Annotated in this window: 17 protein-coding genes and 1 tRNA gene; 10 read left to right on the forward strand and 8 right to left on the reverse strand. The window is 54.5% G+C overall.

What is annotated here, in order from left to right:
* Positions 1-113: 113 nt before the first annotated feature.
* Positions 114-1,202 (reverse strand): ChbG/HpnK family deacetylase, encoded by a 1,089-nt coding sequence (locus BN3270_RS05605; protein WP_058986167.1) that lies wholly within the window; start codon positions 1,200-1,202, stop codon positions 114-116.
* 132 nt (positions 1,203-1,334) lie between these two features.
* On the opposite strand from BN3270_RS05605, the gene BN3270_RS05610 reads away from it, so the two are divergent.
* The 6 genes from BN3270_RS05610 to BN3270_RS05635 all read left to right on the forward strand — a co-directional run bounded on the left by BN3270_RS05610 (position 1,335) and on the right by BN3270_RS05635 (position 8,528).
* Positions 1,335-2,369, forward strand: a complete 1,035-nt coding sequence (locus BN3270_RS05610) for a glycosyltransferase family 2 protein (protein ID WP_058986168.1) — start codon at positions 1,335-1,337, stop codon at positions 2,367-2,369.
* Positions 2,370-2,379: 10 nt separating this feature from the next.
* Complete coding sequence (locus BN3270_RS05615) at positions 2,380-2,820, forward strand: hypothetical protein (RefSeq protein WP_058986169.1); 441 nt, start codon at positions 2,380-2,382, stop codon at positions 2,818-2,820.
* Positions 2,821-3,000: 180 nt separating this feature from the next.
* Positions 3,001-5,220, forward strand: coding sequence for a DUF4012 domain-containing protein (locus BN3270_RS05620; protein ID WP_058986170.1), 2,220 nt, complete (start codon positions 3,001-3,003; stop codon positions 5,218-5,220).
* A gap of 177 nt (positions 5,221-5,397) precedes the next feature.
* Positions 5,398-5,472: transfer RNA gene (locus BN3270_RS05625), tRNA-Glu, on the forward strand.
* A 54-nt stretch (positions 5,473-5,526) separates the two neighbouring features.
* On the forward strand, positions 5,527-8,121 hold the full coding sequence (locus tag BN3270_RS05630; RefSeq protein ID WP_058986171.1) for a YfhO family protein: 2,595 nt from the start codon (positions 5,527-5,529) through the stop codon (positions 8,119-8,121).
* A complete protein-coding gene (locus tag BN3270_RS05635) occupies positions 8,118-8,528 on the forward strand; it encodes a GtrA family protein (RefSeq protein ID WP_058986172.1) in 411 nt (136 codons plus the stop codon). Before BN3270_RS05630 ends, BN3270_RS05635 begins: the two co-directional genes overlap by 4 nt.
* 106 nt (positions 8,529-8,634) lie before the next feature.
* On the opposite strand, the gene BN3270_RS05640 is transcribed toward BN3270_RS05635, so the two are convergent.
* Positions 8,635-9,456 (reverse strand): ABC transporter ATP-binding protein, encoded by an 822-nt coding sequence (locus BN3270_RS05640; RefSeq protein WP_082673386.1) that lies wholly within the window; start codon positions 9,454-9,456, stop codon positions 8,635-8,637.
* Between the two features lie 9 nt (positions 9,457-9,465).
* Positions 9,466-10,278 (reverse strand): ABC transporter permease, encoded by an 813-nt coding sequence (locus BN3270_RS05645; protein WP_058986173.1) that lies wholly within the window; start codon positions 10,276-10,278, stop codon positions 9,466-9,468.
* A 184-nt stretch (positions 10,279-10,462) separates the two neighbouring features.
* On the opposite strand from BN3270_RS05645, the gene BN3270_RS05650 reads away from it, so the two are divergent.
* Positions 10,463-11,527, forward strand: a complete 1,065-nt coding sequence (locus BN3270_RS05650; protein ID WP_058986174.1) for a glycosyltransferase family 2 protein — start codon at positions 10,463-10,465, stop codon at positions 11,525-11,527.
* A 51-nt stretch (positions 11,528-11,578) separates the two neighbouring features.
* Here BN3270_RS05650 and BN3270_RS05655 read toward each other — a convergent pair whose 3' ends face one another.
* A complete protein-coding gene (locus tag BN3270_RS05655; protein WP_058986175.1) occupies positions 11,579-12,652 on the reverse strand; it encodes a glycosyltransferase family 2 protein in 1,074 nt (357 codons plus the stop codon).
* Positions 12,653-12,761: 109 nt separating this feature from the next.
* Between BN3270_RS05655 and BN3270_RS05660 the strand changes: the two genes are divergently transcribed.
* Complete coding sequence (locus BN3270_RS05660) at positions 12,762-13,820, forward strand: glycosyltransferase family 2 protein (protein WP_058986176.1); 1,059 nt, start codon at positions 12,762-12,764, stop codon at positions 13,818-13,820.
* A gap of 4 nt (positions 13,821-13,824) precedes the next feature.
* Positions 13,825-14,883: a glycosyltransferase family 2 protein gene (locus BN3270_RS05665; RefSeq protein ID WP_058986177.1), complete on the forward strand. Its 1,059-nt coding sequence runs from the start codon at positions 13,825-13,827 to the stop codon at positions 14,881-14,883.
* 89 nt (positions 14,884-14,972) lie between these two features.
* Here the strand turns inward: BN3270_RS05665 and BN3270_RS05670 are convergent, their stop codons facing one another.
* From BN3270_RS05670 to BN3270_RS05680, 4 genes are read right to left on the reverse strand one after another with little or no spacing between them, the layout of a single operon-like run.
* A complete protein-coding gene (locus BN3270_RS05670; protein WP_058986178.1) occupies positions 14,973-16,025 on the reverse strand; it encodes an acyltransferase in 1,053 nt (350 codons plus the stop codon).
* Between the two features lie 26 nt (positions 16,026-16,051).
* Positions 16,052-18,103 carry a DUF6541 family protein gene (locus tag BN3270_RS09490; RefSeq protein WP_148335495.1) on the reverse strand — a complete coding sequence of 684 codons (2,052 nt, stop codon included), beginning with the start codon at positions 18,101-18,103 and terminating at the stop codon, positions 16,052-16,054.
* Between the two features lie 2 nt (positions 18,104-18,105).
* The gene (locus tag BN3270_RS05675) at positions 18,106-19,254 is read right to left on the reverse strand and encodes a glycosyltransferase family 2 protein (protein ID WP_058986179.1); all 1,149 of its coding nucleotides are present in this window, start codon (positions 19,252-19,254) and stop codon (positions 18,106-18,108) included.
* A 2-nt stretch (positions 19,255-19,256) separates the two neighbouring features.
* A complete protein-coding gene (locus BN3270_RS05680) occupies positions 19,257-20,336 on the reverse strand; it encodes a glycosyltransferase family 2 protein (protein ID WP_082673389.1) in 1,080 nt (359 codons plus the stop codon).
* Between the two features lie 119 nt (positions 20,337-20,455).
* Here BN3270_RS05680 and BN3270_RS09305 point away from each other — a divergent pair, with 119 nt between their 5' ends.
* Complete coding sequence (locus tag BN3270_RS09305; protein ID WP_082673390.1) at positions 20,456-21,985, forward strand: glycosyltransferase family 4 protein; 1,530 nt, start codon at positions 20,456-20,458, stop codon at positions 21,983-21,985.
* Positions 21,986-22,005 lie beyond the last annotated feature (20 nt).

Here is a 22,005-nt window from a genome sequence, read left to right on the forward strand (position 1 = left end):
GAATCTGGACGTGCACGCAAAGGCGCTTTCCGCATAAAGCAATAGTGTAACGCCCGCTCGTGTAAGCGAACGAATCTGCACGAGGAAACCGCGAGCGGAGTGGGCCCAGCCGGCTAGCCGAGCCACTCCTCGAGTTTGCGTATGGTGTCGCCCTCGCGGTCGCGGTTGGGCGAGGTGTAGAAATCGACGAACCCGGCGAGCGCGGGGTTCATGCAATCCTCTTTGGGGCAGCCACCCGGATGGAAAAGCAGTTCGAGCGGCTGGCCCTTGGCTTTGGCGTATTCTTCGAAGGACTTCAACACGATCGACACGCGGTCGGGCGTCATGTGCCCGCTCAGGTTGATGCCGCAGAACACGCCGGTGAGGTCTTTGTGGCCTTCGAGCTCGTCCTTGTCCCAGCGCCACAAGTAGTTGAGCAGCCAATGCTTGACCCAGTTGATGGGCGGAATCTTGGGCAGTACGGAAGGATTTTTCAGGAAGGGCATCACCGGTTCGGCTGGAATGCGGATGTATTCCAGCTCGCAATCGCGCGAATCGATGACGGCCAGCATTGCATCGAAGACGGCCGGGATCAAATGGAAATGCTGGTGGCTGTCGATGCGCAGGGCATGGCGCGCCTTGGGAAAGCGTTCAAGATAGCGGTCGAGTTGGGCGCCGATTTCCATTTCCAGCTGGGCCTGCAACTCGTCGTGGCGGCTGCCCATCGAAAGCGAGAGCATCTGCTGGAAGCTCAAGCAGAAGACGTCGTTGTCGTCGACGAGCAGGGGCACGGCGCGGGCGCCTAAGACCGACGGCCCTTCTACGACGTTTACGTGCAGGGCTACGTGCAGGTGGTCCCAGTGGTCGTCGAGCAGGTAGGCGCAGTCGGCGAACTGGGGGCCGTTGGCGAACACCGACACGCTGTTGAGCGCGCCCTGGCCGCCGCAGGCGGTGGAATAGGAAAGAATGCGTTTCGATTGCTCGACGGTGATGCCGAAGTCGTCGGCGTGCACGAGCACCGCGGTCTTTTGCTGCGGTTTGGGCATGCGGATGGGCTTGACGGCAGAAGCGCGCCGCTTCTTGCGGTGCGTGAGCGAGCGAACCGGGAGGGGAGGCTCGGCGTCGGGTGCGCCGAGCGAGGAAGCGGCAGGCGCGTGGCCTTCCTGTTGGCGCGACGGGCTTGCCGCGTGGGCTAAGTCGCCGCTGTCTTTCGAAGTGCCCATAGTTCCTTTCAGGTACGTGGCTGAAATGTTCGTTGTGCGTCTTTTCGATTCTAGCAGAGCGCATTTCAGGTTTTTTCAAGATGGCGGGATAGACTGAAAATGCAAGGCACGTGCACATAAGAAAGGCGTTGTATGCATTCTTCGCTCGATGACGAGCAACTCTCTGCAAGCTCTGCGGATACAGGCGCGCTTCCGGTCGACCTTTCTCTGATCGTTCCCTGCTTCAACGAAGAGGGCAACGTCGAAGCCTTCTACCGGGAAGCGGTGCAGACTTTCGATGAAGCGCACGTATCCATCGAACTCGTCTTCGTCGACGACGGGAGTCGCGACGCCACGCTTGCGCGCTTGCGCGAGGTCGCGGCCGATGCCGATGGGAGCGTTCCCGTGCAGGTGATTTCCTTCTCGCGCAACTTCGGCAAGGAAAGCGCCATCTATGCGGGCATGAAGGCCGCGCGCGGCCGCACCCTGTGCCTTATCGACGCCGATCTGCAGCAGCCGCCTGCACTGGCCCTTTCCATGTTCGACTACCTGCGCACCCATCCCGGCACCGATGTGGTCGCTGCCTACCAAGACGTGCGCAACGAGGGAAAGGTCGTCGCCTGGCTCAAGCGGTCTTTCTACAAATGGTTCAACCGCGTGACCGACCATATCGAAATCCCCGAAAATATGAGCGACTTCCGCGTCTTTCGCCGCAGCGTGGCCGAAGCCCTGCTGTCCCTCCCCGAAACTTATCGGTTCAGCAAGGGGCTTTTCGCCTGGGTGGGCTTCCGCACGCATGCGGTGCCCTATACCCCGCGCGAGCGCAATTCCGGCACGAGCAAATGGACCGTGCGAGCGCTGTTCAAATACGCCTTCGTCGGTATGATGGCCTTCAGCACGTGGCCCCTGAAGGTGGTCAAGTGGTTCGGGGCTGTGGTGTCCCTTGCCTCGTTTGCCTATCTGCTCTATGTGATTATCGTCGATTATCTGATCATCGGTACGGCGGTGCCCGGCTATGCCACGCTCGTGAGTCTTATGCTCCTGTTCGGCGGTATCGAGATGATTGCGTTGGGCGTCATAGGCGACTACTTGGCGCGCGGTTACATTGAAGAGAAGAGGCGCCCGCTCTACATCGTGCGCGAACGCATCGAAAGCGACATGCCCGACGGTTCGGGCGAACGTCAGTAAGGAATACGGAATGGCACCGAACAATTGGCAATACAAGATGCAGCAATGGATGCAGGGCCGCAACGGCAGTGACGACCTGGGCCGGTTCGCTTTGGGTGCGGCTATGGTCTTGCTGGTGGTCAGCTTCATCGTGGGCCTCTTCAGCTCGGGGGCGGCGAGCGCCTTCAGCCTGCTGGCCCTTGCTTGCATCGTCTACAGCTTTTGGCGCATGGCGAGCAAAGACGTGGCCAAGCGTCAGGAGGAAAACCGCCGCTGGGGCGTGAAGTTCATTCCCGTGCAGGTGAAGTTTCGCCGCCGGTACAGCGCCTTCAAGGATTGGCGTACCTATCATAAGGAGTACCACCTGTATACCTGCAAGACCTGCGGGCAAAGCCTGCGCGTGCCCAAAGGCAAAGGCAAGGTGAAGGTGACCTGCCCCAAGTGCCACACGAGCTTCACGACCAAGTCCTAGCGCTGCGCGATTGAAAACCCGCAAGGGCCCACGGACACCGCTTTTTCGCGGCGCCTGTGGGCCTTTGTCGTTTCCTTGGGCGTTTCCGCAGGCGAAGGCCCCCTTCTTCCCGTGCGCGTATAATTCGAAGGCTAGCAAGCCTCAACGATGCGTGTGTGACGCAAGGATGGATGGAGTGGTATGGCTCGCAACGATGAATACGGCAAGCACGGAAGGCATGTGAACATTCCGGGCGACCCTATGGGGACCAACGGGGTCGGCGGCATGGGGCAGGGGCAGCAGCGCGGGGGCGGTGCTGGCGGCTCCTACGGTCAACCTTCTTCCGACCAGCCGACGGGTCGCGTGGGGCGGCAACAGCCGGCTGCTGGTTACGCTCCGGCAGGGCAGCAGCCCTACGGCCAACAGGCACCTTACGGGGGCCAGACCCGCACTCAGCAGGGCCCGTATGGGCGCCAGGGGAGCGCAGGGCCCGGTTACGCTGCATCCGGCAACGACGGTTACCCGCCAGCGGGTTCCGCCTACCCCCAAGGCTTCGGCGGCTCGCAGGAAGATTACTTCTCCTCGCTTGGAAAAGAATCGCAGGGGGGACGGAAGAAGCGCCATCGGGGGCAGCGCGTTCTCGTCGTCGTCCTCATCGTCCTCGCCGTTCTCATCGGCGTGGGTGGGGCGTCCGCCTACGCCCTCTATTCCGATGCGCAGGCCGTGAAGTCCGACGCAGCCACGGTGACGGCCCAATCGTCGTCGCTTAAAGACCAGTTGCTTTCGGGCGACACGCAGGGGGCGCACAATTCGGCCACGGCCATCGCCTCTTCGGCTTCAGACATGCACAACCGCACTTCTGGGTGGGCGTGGACGCTTGCGAGCTTGGTGCCCGTGTACGGCAACGACGTGCAGGCGGTGCGCACGCTCTGCGCGTCCTTCGACGATTTGGCTGCCAACGGTCTGGTGCCCATGACGGCCAGTCTCGAAGGTGCCTCCCTTTCCAACCTGGTGGCTTCAGACGGCTCGATCGATGTGAATACGCTTACTACCTTGCTTGATTCCCTCCAGTCGATCGCCCCGGTCGTAGACCGCGCTACCAACGATATCAACAGCGTGCATGCCGACCATGTCGCACAGATCAACGAGCCCCTGCAGAAGGCCCAGGACCTGCTCTCTTCGATGAACCAGGTCGTGGCGATGTCGTCCGAGCTTTCTGGAACACTGCCCCCTATGCTCGGCGCCAACGGCCAGACCAAGACTTACCTGATCGTCGCTCAGAACAATGCCGAAATTCACGCGACTGGCGGCCTTGCCGGGTCGATGGGCTCACTCACGGTGACCGACGGCAAGATGAAAGTCGGCGATTTCTACACGCCCTACGAGCTTAAGAACTACAAGGACGGCAAGTACCCGGCACCTGAAATCACCGACGAGGAAAAGCAGCTCTTCGGCACGCGTCTTATCACTGAACGCGTCGACGTGGGTTATACGCCCGATTTCACGCGTTCGTCTGAGCTCCTGTCGGCTATCTGGGAAGGCAATAAGAAGGGGTCAGTCGACGGCGTTATCGCCATCGATCCCATTTTCCTTCAGGACATGCTTTCGGTGGTGGGCGGCTTCAAGGCCGAAGACGGCACTACGATCGACGGCACCAACGCGTCCACCGTGTTGCTCCACGACGTGTACTGGAACATCCCGGTGGCCAAACAGGACGCCTACTTCGCGGCCGTTGCCGCGCAAGCGGCTGACCAGGTCTTCTCACATGTGGGCTCGGCTGATCTGGGCGCGCTCGGCGACACGCTGAAGCGGTCGGCTCAGAACGGCAACCTGCTCGTGTGGATGGCCGACCCCGACCAGGAACAGCTCATGGAAAAGATGGGCGTTGCGGGCAACCTGAAGCAGGACCCCTCTACGCCTGAGCTGGGTGTGTATGTCAATGATGACTCGGGCGCCAAGCTTTCTTGGTATCTGAGCGAAGACACGCAGGTAGGCGAGGGGTCCAAGAACCCCGACGGCACGACGTCCTACCAGGTGACGACCACCTACAAGAACAACCTGACCGAAGACCAGGCTAAGAAGCTGCCTTCGTACGTCGACAACCATAACGGGGTCGCTCGTGAGAGCGGCGACATGGTGCTCTTCCTCTACTTGGTTGCCCCTGCAGGCGGATCGATCACTATCGACAACGAGTCGGGTTATTTCGATTCCTCGATGTACCCGCCCTATTCGGGCGTGATTTCCCGGGCGGGCATGACGCAGGCCAGCTATGAAGGGCTCGAAACCTGGTACTGCGCTTCGCAGGTGGCCCCCGGCGAGAGCACGTCGTTCACCTATACGGTGACCGTGCCGAGCGAGGCTGCACAGCCCCTTTCGGTGCGCGAAACGCCCACCTTGCAACATATCGCTGGCTGGAACTAGCAGTCGAGAGGCTATCGGCCCCTGCGGCGCCATCGTCGCAGGGGCCTTCTCTCTGGTCGAACCTCCGGGCCTTGGGGGAGTGCCCCGAAATCCCTTCCAAGAATTTGAAAAAAGTTCTTGCGTCTGAGCAAAGAGTCTGATTATAATAGGCAAGTCGCTTCGAGCGGCACCGCAACAGTCCCTATAGTCTAGCGGTCAGGACGCGGCCCTTTCAAGGCTGAGACCCGAGTTCGATTCTCGGTAGGGGCACCATTTGATTATGAAGTCCTGGGCACATGGTGCTCAGGACTTTTTTTAGGAGCTCGTATGCTCTTTGAGCGCAGACACAAAGCGAAAGCGGTTGCATTCTACGTCTTGGCTTTCGCGCTTCCCCTTGTGTGCTTTTTCACCTTGCTAGCGGTGGGAGGTATCTACCCATTCGGGGACGAGTCTTTCCTCACCGAAGATTTGAAGTACCAGTACGTCGATTTCTTCACCTGGTACCAATCGGTGATTCAGGGAAAGGGCTCGCTCTTCTATTCCTTTGCCACGGGCATGGGAAGCAATGCCTGGGGCATGGTGGGCTACTATCTGGCGAGCCCGCTCAACCTGCTCATCGTCTTTTTCGATGCGGGTCATATCACCGATTTCGTGGTGCTTGTGGTCGCCCTTAAACTGGGTTTTGCTGGTGCGACGACGGCCTGGTACGCCCGTCGTCGCTTCTGCTTGGACGCTCCTATGGCATTGGCGCTTTCTCTCGCCTTCGTCATGTCCGCCTGGACGGTTTCCAACCTTCGTAATCCTCTATGGCTCGACGCCCTTGTTTTCTTGCCCCTTGCCGCCATGGGCGTTCGTCGGTTCGTTGCCCAAGGCAGGCGGGGCCTTCTAATCGGCGCCCTTGCGGCCCAGGTGGCAATCAACTGGTACATGGGCTATATGACGGTGCTGTTCGGTTCCCTGCTTTTCGCCGTTGAATGGGCGACGGCGTCTTCAGACGAGCGGTATACCGCGCGCGTTTCACGCGCATTCACGGAGTTTCTCGCATGCGTTGCGGTCGCTGTGCTTCTCGCCTTCGGCGTGTTTCTGCCGTCGGTAGCCTCGCTGTTGGGATCGTGGGGCATGCCGTATGCTCTTGCGGCCGGTCTTGCTGCCGTGGTGCTACTCGCTGTATCGCTGTGGGCCCTCTTCCACGGTTTCGGCGACCGAGCCTGTCGCGCCATCACCTGGAGTGTTGTCGGTGCGCTTTGCGTCCTCGTGCTCGCTGGGGCGGTCTATCTGGCGGTAACGGGCAAACTTCTCAAGTCGTACGGGTTCACTGTCGTTGCGCGGGCCCTTGTCGATCCTACCTATACCCTCAACGTTTCCCCGCAGATATTCCCCGGGGTGTTGGCATGGGTTCTTTCCATCGCCTTCTTCACTTCAAAGCAGGTGTCACGCACGAAGAAAATCGCCTTCGCGCTATTGCTCGCCGTCATGCTGGCTTCCGCCTGGTTAAAAGCGTTTGAGATCGTCTGGTGCGGCTTTCATCATCCGTCGGGATTCTATTGCCGCGTAGCCTGGCTCATCCATTTCGTCTTCTTCCTGCTCTCATGCGAAGGCGCCCGTGTGGTCCAGCGCAGGTGGTCCGCGCATCCACGACGGACCATGGTCGCTTCGGGGGTTTCCCTTGCCGTGGCGATTGGTGGTTGCCTGTGGGTGGGGGCCGCTATGCTTCCAACCCTCTACAACGGGTATACGCAAACCCAGCATGACGCCTACGTGCACGACAGCCGCGCTCAGTACGACCAGCTTCAGGGACTTGATAGCTCTTGGTACCGAACGGAAAAGACCTATGTGCGCGCAGGGATTAGTGCTCTCAACGAAGGTTTGGCGACCGGTGCGCGGGGTATTGCAGCCTACAGTTCGGCGACCGATCCCCAGGCCGCGCTCTTTTTGAAACGGCTCGGTTATGCCAACGACCAGGAGGAAAACTCCCGCATCGTCACCTATGAAAGCCCCTTGCTCGTGACCGACTCGCTGTTTGGGGTCAAGTACGTTTCCACTCAAGCGAGCGCGCCTTTCTACCGGGAAACGGGGCTTCCTGCAGTCGATGGGTATCCCTCGTGGAAGGAAAACCCCTACGCCCTCTCGTTGGGTTTTGCAGCTTCTTCCGACGTGCTTGCGGCCGACGTATCGAAGGCGGCAAATCCCTTCGAGGCGCAGAATCAGTTGGCGAGCGCGCTTATCGGCGAGCCGGTGCAGCTGTACACCCCGGTGGCCGCCCAGCGCGTGGATTCAGGCCAAGGGTCTACCTGGTCGTTTACGACCCCTGCCGGCTCCCTCTCCTATATCTACCTCACCGACGACCAGCGCAATGCGGATACTAGTTTGGGCCTGAATATCCTCACAGATGGCGGGGCAAACCGTTACATGGAAAACTGGTTCACGGGCCACAGTATCCTGGTCGTAGATGCGGCGGTACCCAGTCAAGATTGCGCCCATGGGGTCACTGTGCAGATGGCGACGGCTTCCGACAACCCCTCTTTGGATGGCGTTGACTGTCTTGTCTACGCGCTCGACGTCGATGCGTGGAATGCCCTCTATGAAAAGCTCGCTTCCCAGCAGATGAGCGTCACGTCGGCTTCCGATGGGGACGTGTCGGGCTCGTACGCCGCCGCAGACGACGGCTGGCTGCTTCTGAGCATGCCCTACGACGAGGGATGGACGGTACAGGTGAATGGTGAAACCGTGAAGGCCAGCCCTGCCTTCGGCGGCGGCATGATGGCCGTTCCCGTGCAGAAAGGCGATAATGAGCTCCGCATGTCGTATGTGTCACCTGGCTTCTTCGAAGGCGTGGGCATAACGGTTGTGACAGGGGTCTCGCTCGGATTGCTTGCCGCCCGTAAGCGGCATGATTTGGGAAATCGAAAAGGATCGAAATGAAAAAGCTCATCCACCAGTTCATGAAATTCGGCGTCGTCGGCATTATCGCCTTCTTCATCGACTACGGCCTGCTCTTCGTCCTCACTGAATTTGGGGGCATTAACTACCTGGTGAGTGCGACGATTTCGTTCACGGCGTCGGTGATCTTCAACTACATCGCCAGCATGCGCTACGTCTTCACCCACAAGGAAGACATGAGCCGTCGCAAGGAATTCGTCATCTTCGTCGTGCTGTCTGCCATCGGCTTGGTCATCAACAACGTGTGCATGTGGGCGGGCGTGGAAATCTTCGGCATTCACTACATGATTACCAAGATCGGTGCCACGGCGATTGTTATGGTGTGGAACTTCGTGACCCGGAAAATCTTCCTCGATGCGGGGGATGCGCCACAGCAGGCAGGGGAGTAGCTCAACTGCGGCTCTCGCCTTTCCGAACAGCCTCTCAAAGAAATCGGCCCTTTCCGCAGCGTGAGCAGAAAGGGCCGATTTCTTTGAGAGGACCGGTGTCCGGGCGCTACCGATTCGTGTCGGTAGCTTCGTAGGCGTCGCAGACTTCGTTCACGTCGCCGACCATCTTCACCGTGCCGTGGTCGAGCCAGAGCGCCTTGTTACAGACGCGACGCACCTGGTCGGGGATGTGCGACACGAACAGCAAGGTGGTGCCATGTTCGTGTACCAGGTAGTCGATGCGCTTCTCGCATTTTTCCTGGAACATGAAGTCGCCTACCGAAAGGGCTTCGTCGACCACCAGGATGTCGGGTTCGGTGACGGTGGCGATGGCGAAGGCGATGCGGGCCACCATGCCCGACGAGTAGTTCTTCAGCGGCATGTCGATGAAGTCACGCACTTCGGCAAAATCGACGATCTCATCGAAGTGGTCGTCGATGAACTGCTTGCTGTAACCCAGCAGGGCGCCGTTGAGATAGGTGTTCTCTCGAGCGGTAAGTTCCATGTCGAACCCGGCTCCCAGCTCGATAAGGGGCGCCATAGAGCCGTGGGTGCGCACGTACCCGGTGGTGGGTTCCAGTACGCCGGCGATGCATTTCAAGAGGGTTGATTTGCCCGACCCGTTGACGCCCACGAACCCGTAGCGTTCGCCGGCGTAGATGTCGAGTGATACGTCGTCTAAGGCAACGAATTCGCGGAACATGAGCTGATGGCGGGCGAGGGCGATGAAGTATTCCTTCAGGCTGTTGAGCTGCTGGTTGGCGATGTTAAAGACCATGCGCACGTGGTTGATCTCCACGATCGGGTCTTGGCCGGCGTGCTCGCCTGCAGCGGGCTTGCACGCGGCTTGCGGTTGCTCATCCTGTTTGACGTCGATAGCTTCGGTCATAAGGCGCTCCTATACGTACAGAATGAACTTGTGCTCGGTCTTGCGGAAGGCGAACAGGCCCACGCAGAAGGTGATGGCTGCCATGCCGGCGCACACCAGGTTGAGCTTGAGACTCGGTGCCGTGTTCCACATGAAGATGTCGCGGAAGTAGGTGATGAACTGCCACATGGGGTTGAACTTCATAGCGTGAAGCATCCAGTCGGGCAGCATTTCGATGGGGTAGAAGATAGGCGTCGCGTACATCCACATCGTGCAGATGACGTCCCAGAAATGGATGACGTCGCGGAAAAAGACGGCCAGCGAGCTCAAGAGCAGGCCCAAGCCGGCGGTGAAGACAGTGACGTATACGAGCAGCAGAGGCAGATAGAGCAGTAGCCAGGTGGGCATGACCTGCAGGTAGATCATCACAACAACGACGGCGATAAGGGAAATGGCGAAGTTCACGAGCTCGAAGAGCACTTTCTCGAGCGGGAACACCATCTTTTCGATGCGGATCTTCTTCAGCATGGCCGAAGCGTCGATGATGGAGTTCATCGCAGAAGTGGTAGCGCCCTGCATCATGCCAAACATGATCTGCCCCAAGATCAGGTAGAGCGGATAGTGGTCGATCTGGAAGCGGAACATGTAGCTGAAGACCGCGGTAAGCACGACCATCATCAGCAAGGGGTTCAAAACGCTCCAGAGCACGCCTAAGATGCTGCGGCGGTACTTTAGCTTGAAATCACGCGTGACGAGTGATTTCAGCACGAACCAGTTATGGGTGAGTTCCGACACCTGGGTGGTGCGGCCTTGTTTGCGCGCAGCGGTATGGGAAGTGCTCATAGCATCATGCCTTCGTTTGTCGGTGCCTCGTTGAAGACCCTAAGGTCCACGAGCTTTCTTATTTTACCTGCAAAGAGCAGGGCGGCAAAATGCATGTGCAGGTTCTTTGATGGCTGCAGGCGCTGTGTCGGCCTTCGTGCGCGTGATGCTGCGTATACTGAGTGCATCGAGAAAGGTGCAAGCAATGAGCGAACCATCCGTCGAGCGCCCCTTTATCACGGTGCTCATGCCCGTCTATAACGCGCAGACCTATCTTCAACAGGCCGTCGATTCTGTGCTTGGTCAGTCGTTCGCCGACTTCGAACTTCTCTGCATAGACGATGGGTCGACCGACGATTCGCCTCGTCTGCTCGCTGAATACGCCCGTCGCGATTCTCGGGTGCGCGTGCTGACGAAAGCCAATTCGGGTTACGGCGATTCGATGAACAAAGGCGTCGAAGAGGCGCGCGGCACTTATATCGCTATTCTCGAGCCCGACGATTTCTTCGAACCCGCAGCGCTCAAACTGCTTGTCGGTGCGGCGCAGCGAGAAGATGCCGACATCGTCAAGGCCAATTACTGGTTCTATTGGTCGAAGCCCGAAGAGAAGAACCAGAAGATTGCTGTGGTGAAGCCCGATATGGCAGGCCACGTCTTTTGCGCCAAGGACGAACCGGCGATTCTCACGAGCATCCCTTCCATCTGGTCGGCCCTGTACCGGCGCGGGTTCCTCATCGATTCGGGGGTGCGCCTGAACCCCACGCCGGGCGCGAGCTTCCAGGACATGGGCTTCAGCTTCAAGGCCTTTGCTGCCGCCCAGCGTCTCTATTGCGTGGAAGACGCCATCCTCCATTACCGGCAGGACAACGAAAGCTCTTCGGTGAACAACCCCGCCAAGACCTTCTGCGTGTGCGACGAGTTCGAGAGCATCGATGACTACATCGCCGAAGGCGCAGGGCGGGCGTGGCTCAAGCCCTACAAGTACCGCCTCATGTACGACAGCTACATCTGGAACTTTTCCCGCCTTTCCGTGGGCCTGCGGAAGGCCTTCTTGCCGCGCATGGTGGCCGACCTGCGCAAGGGGAGGGACGAGGGCGCCTACCGCCCCGAGCTCTTCGAGGCCTACCAGGCAAAGAACCTCGAATACCTCCTTGGCGACCCTCAGGCCTTCTTCGACCAGTACCCGGTGAACGCGAGCCAAACGGCCAAGGCGCGTTACTACCTGCGCATCGGCGGTTTCACGGCGCTCAGGAGCGCAATCAAGCATTAGCGCGGGCCGGCGCAATTCGCCTGTCGGCGAGCTGCGAGCCCACGGGCCCGTCTACCGCCCCGACTTGATCTTCGTGAACAGGGGCAGGAACTTGTCGCGGGCGATGTGTATGACGCGGGCGAGCTGCAAGGTGCGCTTGACGTCCTTGGTCTGCAGGGGCTTGAGCGCTTCCGCAAGGGCGCGGCTGTCTTCTGCCTGGGCGTAGGGGATGAGCTCGTTGTACAGGCTCGACGAGAAGACTCGCTCGCACCATTTAGCGCGGTCAGCGCTGCGCATTTGGGCGCGCGGATCGAAGTTCCGCTCGAGCGCCGAGAGTACGTAGCGGGCGTAGAGGCTGCCCAGGATCGCGCGCGCATCGTCGTCGAGCGTCCCCCAGGCTTGCTGCTGGTCGAAGAGCATCTGGATCCTGCGCTCGTGGAGCTCGAAATAGTCGGGGAGGAACTTGTTGGTGAGGTTGTCATCGATGCGCCGTGCGTAACGGTAGGGGGCGCGGTCGAGCACGACCATGCGGTCCACGTGGTCGAACACGGCCACGTTGAAGGTGATGTCCTCGATGAGCTTCACGTTTTCGAAGGTGGCGCCGGTCGACGCGAGGAAGGCACGGTCATAGACCTTGTTCCAGGCGTAGCCGTAGCAGGTTTCGCGCTCGAGCTGGAGCATTCGCCCGTGCACGCGCTCAGCGGAGAGGCAGGCGCCGGGTTCCGGCTGGACCACGTTCTCGTATTGGAAGGCGCCCTTGGCGTTGTAGTATTCCTCGCGCACGCCGAACACGGCCACCTGGGCTTCGGTGCGCTTCAAGGCGCTCACCGCGCAGCCGAGTAGGTCGCTGTCGTAGGTGTCGTCGGGGTCGCAGAACCATAGGTAGGTGCCGCAAGCGTGCGCCATCCCCGTGTTGCGCGCGCCCGAAAGTCCCTGGTTCTGGCCGTGGTGCAGAACGGTGATGCGCGGGTCTTCAGCTGCCGCCGCTTCGGCGATGGCGGCGCTTCTGTCAGGTGAGGCGTCGTCGACTACGATGAGCTCCCAGTAGACGATGGTCTGCGCCTGGATGCAGGCGATCGCCTTGCCGATGTAGGCCTCCACGCCGTATGCCGGCATGACGATGCTGACCAAGGGTGTGCCGTCCATCTCGCCCCTTTGCTGTTGCCTACGGAAGATAGTTCCGATGGTACGGCAAACCCATAGTAAAATGCCTGCATACCGCAATTAAACGCAGAACGCGCGGAAGGACGCTGTCGTGCCGGAAATCTCTGTGCTCATTCCCATCTACAACGTGGAACGGTACCTAAACGAGTGCCTGGAGTCGTTGCGCACCCAGTTGTTTTCCGACTTCGAGGCAATCTGCATCAACGACGGATCGACCGACGGCTCGCGTGCGATCATCCAGCGGTTCATGGACGAAGACGACCGCTTCCGCGTGATTGACAAGCCAAACTCCGGTTACGGGGCGTCGATGAACATGGGTCTGGACCAAGTAAACGGTACGTATATAGGAATACTGGAATCCGATGACATCATGCGCCCGGGAGCCTTGGAAAAGCTGTATAGGGCTGTCACCAAAAGCGACGCCCCGGTTGCAAAAGGCGACTTCAACCTCTACTGGTCGGTGCCGCAGGAGCGGCGCGAACCGTTCAACGCGATTCCGAAAGATGCGATCGGCAGGGTTATCGACCCGAAGGTCGACCAGGAGATCTTTTACCAGAAGCCCTCCATCTGGTCTGCTCTCTATCGAAAGGATTTCCTGGATGCAAACAGGATACGATTTCTCGAAACGCCGGGAGCAGCCTACCAGGATTCTTCGTTCACCTTTAAAGTCTTTGCAACAGCAAGCCGCGTAGCCTGCATCCCCGATGCCATTATCGACTACCGTCAGGATAACGAAGCCTCTTCGGTGAACTCGCCGGGGAAGGTCTTCTGCGTGTGCGACGAGTATGCCGAAATGGAGCGGTACCTCAAGGAGCGCCCCGACCTGCGTGCGGTGCTCGAACCGGTGAAGAACCGGATGAAATTCTATACGTATATGTGGAACTACGACCGGCTATCCGAAGAGCTGCGCGCCCCCTTCCTTAATCGCGCCAGCGCCGAGCTGAAGGCCGACTTGGATGCGGATGGGTTCGACCTCGATGCCATGGATGTGAGCGAACGGGCAGACCTGCTGGCCATGGCGCGGGAGCCGCAGATGTTCGCCGAGTCGCGCGCTTTTGCCGCCCCGGGGAAATGGAACACCTTCAAGCGCTACTACAAGCTCGGGGGCTTTCGCATGGTCGCCGACGTGCTGAAATCGAAGCGGGGGTAGGGCCGTGGCGAAGCTTTCCGTAATCGTTCCCGTCTACAACGTCGAAGACTGTCTCGATGAGTGCCTGGCATCGCTCCGCAGCCAGACGTTCGGTGACATCGAGATCGTCTGCGTGAACGATGGCTCGACCGACCGGTCGCGCGAGGTGCTTGCGCGCTGCCAAGACCAGGACGAGCGGATCACCGTGGTCAACCAGGCCAACAAGGGGCTTTCGGGCGCCCGCAACACGGGAATCAGCATGTCGACGGGGGAGTACGTTTGCTTTCTCGATTCGGACGACAAGTTCGAGCCGAACGCTTGCGAGCGGATCGTCGAAGAGCTCGACAAGTTCGGGACCGAGGTCGTGGTGTTCGGGGCCGGCACGTTCCCGGAAGCCACGACCGACCCGTGGATGAAGCAGGTGCTCTCGCCGCGCGACGCCCGCTACAACACCTTCCAGCCCGACCTTCTCTTCAAGGAGAGCAGCACGCCCTACGTATGGCGCGTGGCCTTGAAGCGATCGGCGCTCGACCGCACGGGGCTCGCATTTGACGAATCGCTCAAGTTTGGCGAAGACCAGCTCTTCCTCTTCTCCCTGTACCCGCAGGCGCGGGGCGTGCAGCTTGTTCCCGATAAGCTGTACTTGTATCGTTTAAGCAGGTCGGGTTCGTTGATGGACGATGCTACTGCTGACGATGCGCGTAAAGTCGAAAAGAACCTGGCGATTACGCGGGCGGTGTTTCAATACTGGGCTGGGCATGGGCTCATGAACAGATGGCCAGCGCCGCTGCTGAACTGGAGCGTGAAGTTCGAGCTGTACAGTATTCTCTGCCAGGAGCGCAGCGCCCGGGATGCCATGGCGAAAGAGCTTGTGCAGGTTTGGCGCGATTACGTCTCCGATTTCGGCACGTGCCTGAAGCAGCTGCCCGGGCATGCCGAATCGCTTGCGTCCGTTGCCGTGAAGATGGCCGACTCACCGACGTTCCCGTCGGAGCGCGAAATCAAGTCGGCCATGGTCCGCTACCGGATGAAGGAGTACGGGACACAGAACTTCGTTAAAGGTGTGGTTCGAAAATTAGTGTGACTCCAATGAGGTATTTCAGTCACGGTCGTTTGCATCAGACGAACTGCCCAGGTGCCACACATCTGATTAGCCCGCCGATTAGCTCAGGCTCACTTCACGGTCTCTTTCGTAACTTTATTGAAAATAACATCAGCGATAGCTTGAAGCCATTTTACTAGTGTTTTGTCAATGACAATTGCAACTAATAGTGCGCTGAAAAGGGTGAGTACGGTTCCTGCTATATGCATAAGAATTGACGGCGCTCCATAGACTCTTGGCAAGTAGGTTAGGAAGATGCTCATTAGCAGCAAGTGCACCAAGTAGATCCCATATGAATGTTTTGCAATTAATGAAACTAAGTCATTCGGTTTTGCTTTCTCTCCTATCGAAAGAAGCAGGAGATATACGAAAAACGAAAGTAAGTAATAGAGCGGTGAAGTATCATACGCCCCCGCAGTCCACCCGGCTAACGGCAACAGAGCAGCAAAGAACCAGGATACTAACGAGGCGATAACAAGCCTAATCGTACTCTTACTAAAGGTCGCTACTCTCTCTTCTGTAAGGATTGCGCCCATGCAAAACGCAAAGAAAAAGTTAGTAAATACGTAGCTCCAACCAAACTCTAATCCTAGATTTTTGCAGACGTAGGAGAAGGCGCACCATAGCATGCCAAGAATGGCAAAAGCTTTTGTTTCGGCTTCGCTCAAATGCGAAAAGATATGAGCGAGGAATGGGGAGGCAAGCAAGAAGCCAAAGAGAAGCATCACAAACCAATAAACGGTCCCGCTTAGAGTGTCAACAGCTCCAATAACATAAGTCTTAAACAAATGGAGGACGCTGCCGCCTTCGGTACCGGGGATGATGTAGAGCGTAAATGCAATGTCGATAAACATATATAACAATGCCGGAAGTAGAATGTTCCGCACTTTTTTGAAATATAGTTTGTGAAGGGGGTAACCGGGTTTCTCTTTTAAATTGAATTTACCCGACATAATGAAAAATAGGCTATTAGCCGTAAATAGAAGGCTACTCATTACAACGTAGTACTGATCGTCATGAGCCCATCCATTATCAGTAAAAGCGAGACAATGAACTCCAACTACCATAGCTATTGCAATGGTCCTCAGAAAATCATATTTATAAATTCGCTTTTGGCTAATCATGTTTTTCCTAACGTGCATGAATTCTATTAGACAGTAATTCGATACAGGCGCATATCTCCTTCTGATAATACAATCTCGAAGCCAGGGGTATCATCAGTTATTGTCCTGAAACCTTCCCATTGATATGAATACCAATCCCATGTAAATAGTTTTCCAGAACCGTCTTTATCGACCATATTATCGCCCTGGTCTAAAAGGAGAACATAATGGGCGTTGAGATTCTCTACTGCTTTTCTTACGTCCTCATTAGATTGGATTGAAGATAAACTAGAACGGATAAGGGAGCTTTCCTCTGTTTCTGAATCTGTTCCATACGGACGGGTGTTCCGGTAATATGTTCTCATTCCGTCAATACCGTATAAAAATCCACTACCATCATCGGGCTCGTTTAGCACAATGTCGTTTGCGCCAACAATGGATAGTGCTTCATTTGCAAAATCTATTTCAGATTTGCTCAGTACCTGGCTCGATGACTCTGAAAACACCTTTTTGCCGAGGTTTTGCTGGTATGCAACTCCTGATTTCTGCACTGCGCCATTAAGAGCATATGTAACGGGGATGAATGGCGATAGTAGTAAAATGAACGCTGCTAGTGATGCGGTTATGGCTGATGCGGCGCGGCTTTGGAATAAGCTAAAAATTTTCTGGAACACAGTTCCCGCACCTATCGATGATAACGGGATAACCATAATCGCCAATAGAGCCGACAAACGATAAGGATCGCCGTACCAAAGACAAGTAAGGAACCGCTTTGCAAATCCCGCTTCGCTGCATGCAACGCTTACAAAGTAAAATACTGCAGCAATTGCAAGCGAAAATACCATCCATCGGTCTTTGCCTCTTACAATCAAGGTGAAAACCCCAACTATAAGGGCAATCATCACGAGGTATTGCGGGCCTAACTGATTGATATCCAATACGAGCAGGCTCGCCAAAGCGTTTGATTTTGTTTGCGTAGGAACTTGCAAATCCCCCATTACGCCGGCAGTAAGCGGCGATTTGTAGATTGCGCACCAGGCTGCTAATACAATCATGACAAATAACGAAGCGCAGATATATCCGCGCGCCTTTGATTGCTTATTAGCGACGTACTCAAAAATCTTTTGCGAACAATATGACACTAGTAAGATGGCCGCACTGAAGGCCGTATTTGGTTGCACTAGTAAAAAGAACATCAGTGCCAGAACGAATGGCAAAAAATAGAGTTTTATCGTTCGGAACTCGGCATTTCTTGTTGCCAAAATAAACAATCCGAGAAATGCCATCAGCATAGACATTGAGAGCAAGTTTGGATAAAGGGGCCCATGTGTGATAAACGCCCACGGGAATGCAGCTTGCGTTACGGATGCAAATGCACCCAACCGGATTACGACATGGTTTTCGGCATCGAGAGTTCTTAGAAATGAAAATATCGATAGAGGAAAAATTACCGCGCAAACCAGGGTGTTAACAGAATTTGAGGCGACAGCAATGCTGCATCCGGTGATCTGAACCACTAGCGCGCAGACAACGTGCCAGGCTGAGGGGTAAAAACCTGAGGTGATGTGCAGCGGTGAAATGGCGATGTCCTCGGCAGTCATAAAGGTGCTAGCTTCAAGCGAGCTCCAATTTCCCGAATCCAGGAAACCGCGAACAACGCCGAGATGGAACATGTTGTCGTACGACTGATTAAAAGCGCCAGCTAATTGAATTTGGGAAATAAAAATCACATAGGTCGCTAGAAATCCGACACAAATATAAAGAATAACATCTATTACTACTGCCTTTTGCCCAACGAGCTGCCATTGAAAAACCCGTTCGCCTGCTCTTAGCGCTTTCGTCGCATGTATAAGGAATAACGTAATCGATAGGACTAATACCGGTATGAGCACGCTAACGAATGAAGATTGAACTCCAAGCTTTGCATAGCAAATAGGTATGAAGGCAACTAAAGAAATAGACGCGAAAGGAGCAAAAGTAAATGCCTCTAATGGTTTAATGCCGACGCCCCGAAATAGTAAATACCCAGGGATATAGACGATTAAGCAAGATACAAAGATTGCAATGATGAGTTGAGCCCACATGTTATCTTCGGCCAACTCTAATTCTTGGACTTTAGCTCTAGACTTAGGAGTTCGAGTTCCCTAGCGCAAGATGCGGCATCTTGCGCAAACCACTCAGCGCGCATTTCGATTTCCTGCGAGCTGAGAGTGCTTACATTCGTTTCCTTTTGCTTCTTATGCGATGGGATAAAACGGCTACGTGATTTTTCTCCAAGAAGGTAGTGCTCACGAACTGCTGATAGCGCGCTCCCGCGAAGCAACATGGATGCACATTCATTAGCTTTGCGATCGAAGCAAGAAGGGATGGCATTCTCGTCGAACCATGTTCTGAAGAGCTGCCTAATTTCAGCGAGGAGCTCAAGGCTGCTAGCTTCGTCCATATGGATGCAGTCATATACTAGAAACTCGGTTATCCAGCTAAAAAGTTCGTTTTTGTATTGCTCGAGGTATCCAGATTCATTCCAATCGGCGCATATCTTATCGGCGATGTTGATATGCTCATGCAGTTTCGTACCGCGACTGCCCATTCTTGTTGCCATTAGCGAACCAGAACGTCTAACGCGATATTTGTATAGCTTGTCGGAAATGAATTTGATCCGAACGGCGCGTGGATAAATTGCAAAGTGGAAAATCTGGTCCTCTCCAAAAGGTACAGATTCGTCGAACTGGATGCCGGTCCTCTCAAGGAAGTCCCTTTTCAAGGCAGTTCGCCACGCGAAAGGGTGCGAATGTTCTTTGAAAAGGACGTCTACGTCAAATTTTTCGTAGAAGCTATCGTTGGTAGTGAGTGTGTTCTCTGTCCACGAATCCGAAAAGAAAGGTGGGTTTATAGAACCGCCATAGGTAACAACTTCCGGGTCGTCCATTGAAAAAGAACGAGCTAATACTTCACAGGTCTGCGGCTCTATTTCATCGTCGGAATCAACAAAAATAAGAATGTCCCCGTTTGCGTGGTTTATCCCAAAATTTCTCGCAGAGGATAATCCTCCATTTTCTTTATTAATGACGTGGAAACGGTCGTCTGCCATGGCGAATTGTTCGGCAATAAGCTCTGACCTATCCTGGGAGCCGTCAATTACACATAGCACTTCAATGTCGGTAAACGTTTGTTTCCGTATGGACGCGAGGCATTGTGCGAGATAATTTTCTACATTGTAGATGGGGACGATTATTGAGAACTTGGGCATTTCTACCTCGTCTGTGACTTGAATTTAATGAGCTTTCCTACGTACGAAATTCCGCCTTGAGTGTAAAAACGTTTCAGAGTTGCAAGCTTATCTGACTCCTTAGCGGCACCCTGATGCGTCATGTGGAAGAATTGGGGATCTTCGATAATAGATTCCAGCCGTTTGCGTTTTGCCTGATCGAATAGAGACCAGTCAATTTCTCCGGAATCGATATGGAGCACAAACTCATCGCGCATAGTGTTTAAGAACTCACGGCCCAATTTTGGCGATAAACGTTCGTAGTTCCACATGTAGGTATCAAATTTCATCTTGACCAGAATCGGAATAAGTTTTTCCGCTTCGTTTCGATTGGGGTATGAGTCAAGAGCCTCTCTCATAACTTTGTATTCATCGCAAACGCAGTACACTTTGCCAGGTGAGTTAACGGAAGAAGACTCATTGTCTTGACGGTAATGCAAGAAGGCTTTTCTCGTGAGCCACACTCTGTGGCTGTAGAGCCAAACCTTAAAATTGAAGGACGCATCTTGGTAGGAAGCGCCAGGTGTTTCGTTAAAGGTTATTTTATTTTCTTCAATGAAAGTGCGACGATAAACCGCTGACCAAATGGAGGGCTTAACAAAGAAGATGTGCGGTACGATATGCGGGTCGATAATCTTTTCGCTTTCTTCTTCGTCAATCAGGTCGCAATTATAATTCTGTTCTTCTGGGTTTGACCAATAATAATAAAAATTAGCTTTTACTACTTCGGCGTTGTTGCTCACGGCGATGTTATAGAGATATTCAAGTGCGTCTGAATCTAAGAAATCATCGGACTCTAAAATGCCTAGGAATTCGCCAGTGGCAGCTTGGAAGCCTTTGTTCATCGTTGCGCCATAGCCTTCATTGGGCTTGTCGATAACCTTTATGCGCCCATCTGATGATTCATACTTACGAAGAATGCTCAACGTTCCATCTGTTGAACCATCGTTAACGCAAATAATTTCTATATCGGCAAGCGTTTGCTCCAATGCGCTATCAAGGCATTTCGAAACATATTTTTCAACGTTGTAGCAAGGTATTACTAGTGAAACTTTAGGTTCCATGCGACCTCATAACCGACCCATTGCTTAGAATAGTTTTCATGTTATAAGAATGAAAACTACTGTTGAGTGCGAGCTTCTTCATTCAGTCTCGCAACGCAATCATACCGTAAGGTGAAGAGATGAGTGCTGAAATCCCCCAACGCTGGTCAATCGATTTGGACAATAAGATAAGATTTCCAAAATTCAGTTCAACTAAAATTAGAAAAATAGAAACGGTCGGTTTGCAATATGACCATTTTGGTATTGGGGGCGCCGAATCTGTTGTTGCTTGCATAGCAAACTTGTTGCATGAACTTGCTTACCGAGTAATTGTATATACAAACGATGAGCCCACGGACCAGGATCAAGTTCTGCCAAAAGGCGTGACGAGAAAGGTACTTCCTTCGGCAGAAGGGGAAGAAGCAAAGAGGTTCAACTTCTGGCGACATGAGGTCAAGGCTGAAAATCTAGATTGTGTTATCTATAGCTCTTGGGTTTCAGGGTGGGCACAGTTCGATTGCTGGTCGCTAAAAACCTTAGGATCAGCGTTTATCTTGCATACCCATAGTATTTTCTTTAGCTGGTTTGATGACCCTATAGCTGATTATTTATCAAGGGCGCTTCCTTGGATTGCGGAGAATTCCGATGCGATTGTTTCAGTTAATTCAGCCACAGCCGAATTCTTTAAAGCATATAACGAGAAATCAATTGTTGTTCCAAATCCAATTGCCGGAATACATACAATTCAATATGTTGAAAGCGATTCGCGAAAGACGGGAAAAAATATTGTCTGGGTTGGCCGAATTAGCGATGAGAAAAGACCGTATGAAGCGGTCAAGATTTTTTCATTGGTGACGAAAGCAATTCCCGATGCGCGTCTAACCGTCATTGGGGGAAATTCTGACAAAGGAGCCAATGAACCTGAATCATTGGCTAGATATGCTTATGAACAATTAATGGTACCAAAAGACAGTATTAGCTTTACAGGTTTCTTGGAGAATCCAACCAGCTATTACGAAAATTCTGATGTTTATTTATTAACTTCATCGTACGAAGGTTTTGCTTTAACGCTTGCTGAAGCTATGGGCTCGGGATTGCCGGTTGTTTCGTATGATTTGAATTATTTAGAGCTTCTCCAAAACAACAAAGGCTGCTTAATTGCGCCGGTTGGCGATGTAGAGCAGATGGCGCAGCATCTAATCACGATTCTGGGAGATGGGCCTCTACGAAAAAAAATGGGGAAGAACTCTCTTGCTCGTTTTGGAGAGGTCTGCCTAATTGATTTTCAGGGATTATGGAAAAGCATTATAGATGCTGTGGATTCCGGTGATATTGGAAACCTTATGGGGAGGGTGCCGAATGAGGCGCCAAATCGTAACCTGCAAGATTTGGTAATGGTTAGCGTTAAAGAGCGGTGCTTAAAGGAGCGATACAGCAGTCAGCTTAAGGATAGGAGGATAGCTGAGCTAGAAAAGCAGGTGAGAAAAGGTGAAGAGGACACGAGAAATCTTCGGCTCGAAATAGGGCAATGTAGTGACCGGATTCTCTCGCTAGAAGCCGTAGAGAAGGATTTGAAATCTCAGCTTCATGCGGTTTACGATTCTAATTCTTATCGGATAGGAAACGCCCTGATGCGTCCCATCCATGCTGTTGTAAAACGGAAAGAGTAGTTAGTGGAACTCTTGTTGAA

This window comes from Hugonella massiliensis (assembly GCA_001486445.1).
GTDB classification, from domain to species: Bacteria; Actinomycetota; Coriobacteriia; order Coriobacteriales; family Eggerthellaceae; genus Hugonella; species Hugonella massiliensis.

Bases quoted from the DNA above. Each gene is read 5' to 3' on its own strand.
- BN3270_RS05605 (WP_058986167.1), bottom strand. From the start codon at position 1,202: ATGGGCACTTCGAAAGACAGCGGCGACTTAGCCCACGCGGCAAGCCCG.
- BN3270_RS05610 (WP_058986168.1), top strand. From the start codon at position 1,335: ATGCATTCTTCGCTCGATGACGAGCAACTCTCTGCAAGCTCTGCGGAT.
- BN3270_RS05615 (WP_058986169.1), top strand. From the start codon at position 2,380: ATGGCACCGAACAATTGGCAATACAAGATGCAGCAATGGATGCAGGGC.
- BN3270_RS05620 (WP_058986170.1), top strand. From the start codon at position 3,001: ATGGCTCGCAACGATGAATACGGCAAGCACGGAAGGCATGTGAACATT.
- BN3270_RS05630 (WP_058986171.1), top strand. From the start codon at position 5,527: ATGCTCTTTGAGCGCAGACACAAAGCGAAAGCGGTTGCATTCTACGTC.
- BN3270_RS05635 (WP_058986172.1), top strand. From the start codon at position 8,118: ATGAAAAAGCTCATCCACCAGTTCATGAAATTCGGCGTCGTCGGCATT.
- BN3270_RS05640 (WP_082673386.1), bottom strand. From the start codon at position 9,456: ATGACCGAAGCTATCGACGTCAAACAGGATGAGCAACCGCAAGCCGCG.
- BN3270_RS05645 (WP_058986173.1), bottom strand. From the start codon at position 10,278: ATGAGCACTTCCCATACCGCTGCGCGCAAACAAGGCCGCACCACCCAG.
- BN3270_RS05650 (WP_058986174.1), top strand. From the start codon at position 10,463: ATGAGCGAACCATCCGTCGAGCGCCCCTTTATCACGGTGCTCATGCCC.
- BN3270_RS05655 (WP_058986175.1), bottom strand. From the start codon at position 12,652: ATGGACGGCACACCCTTGGTCAGCATCGTCATGCCGGCATACGGCGTG.
- BN3270_RS05670 (WP_058986178.1), bottom strand. From the start codon at position 16,025: ATGATTAGCCAAAAGCGAATTTATAAATATGATTTTCTGAGGACCATT.
- BN3270_RS05675 (WP_058986179.1), bottom strand. From the start codon at position 19,254: ATGCCCAAGTTCTCAATAATCGTCCCCATCTACAATGTAGAAAATTAT.
- BN3270_RS05680 (WP_082673389.1), bottom strand. From the start codon at position 20,336: ATGGAACCTAAAGTTTCACTAGTAATACCTTGCTACAACGTTGAAAAA.
- BN3270_RS09305 (WP_082673390.1), top strand. From the start codon at position 20,456: ATGAGTGCTGAAATCCCCCAACGCTGGTCAATCGATTTGGACAATAAG.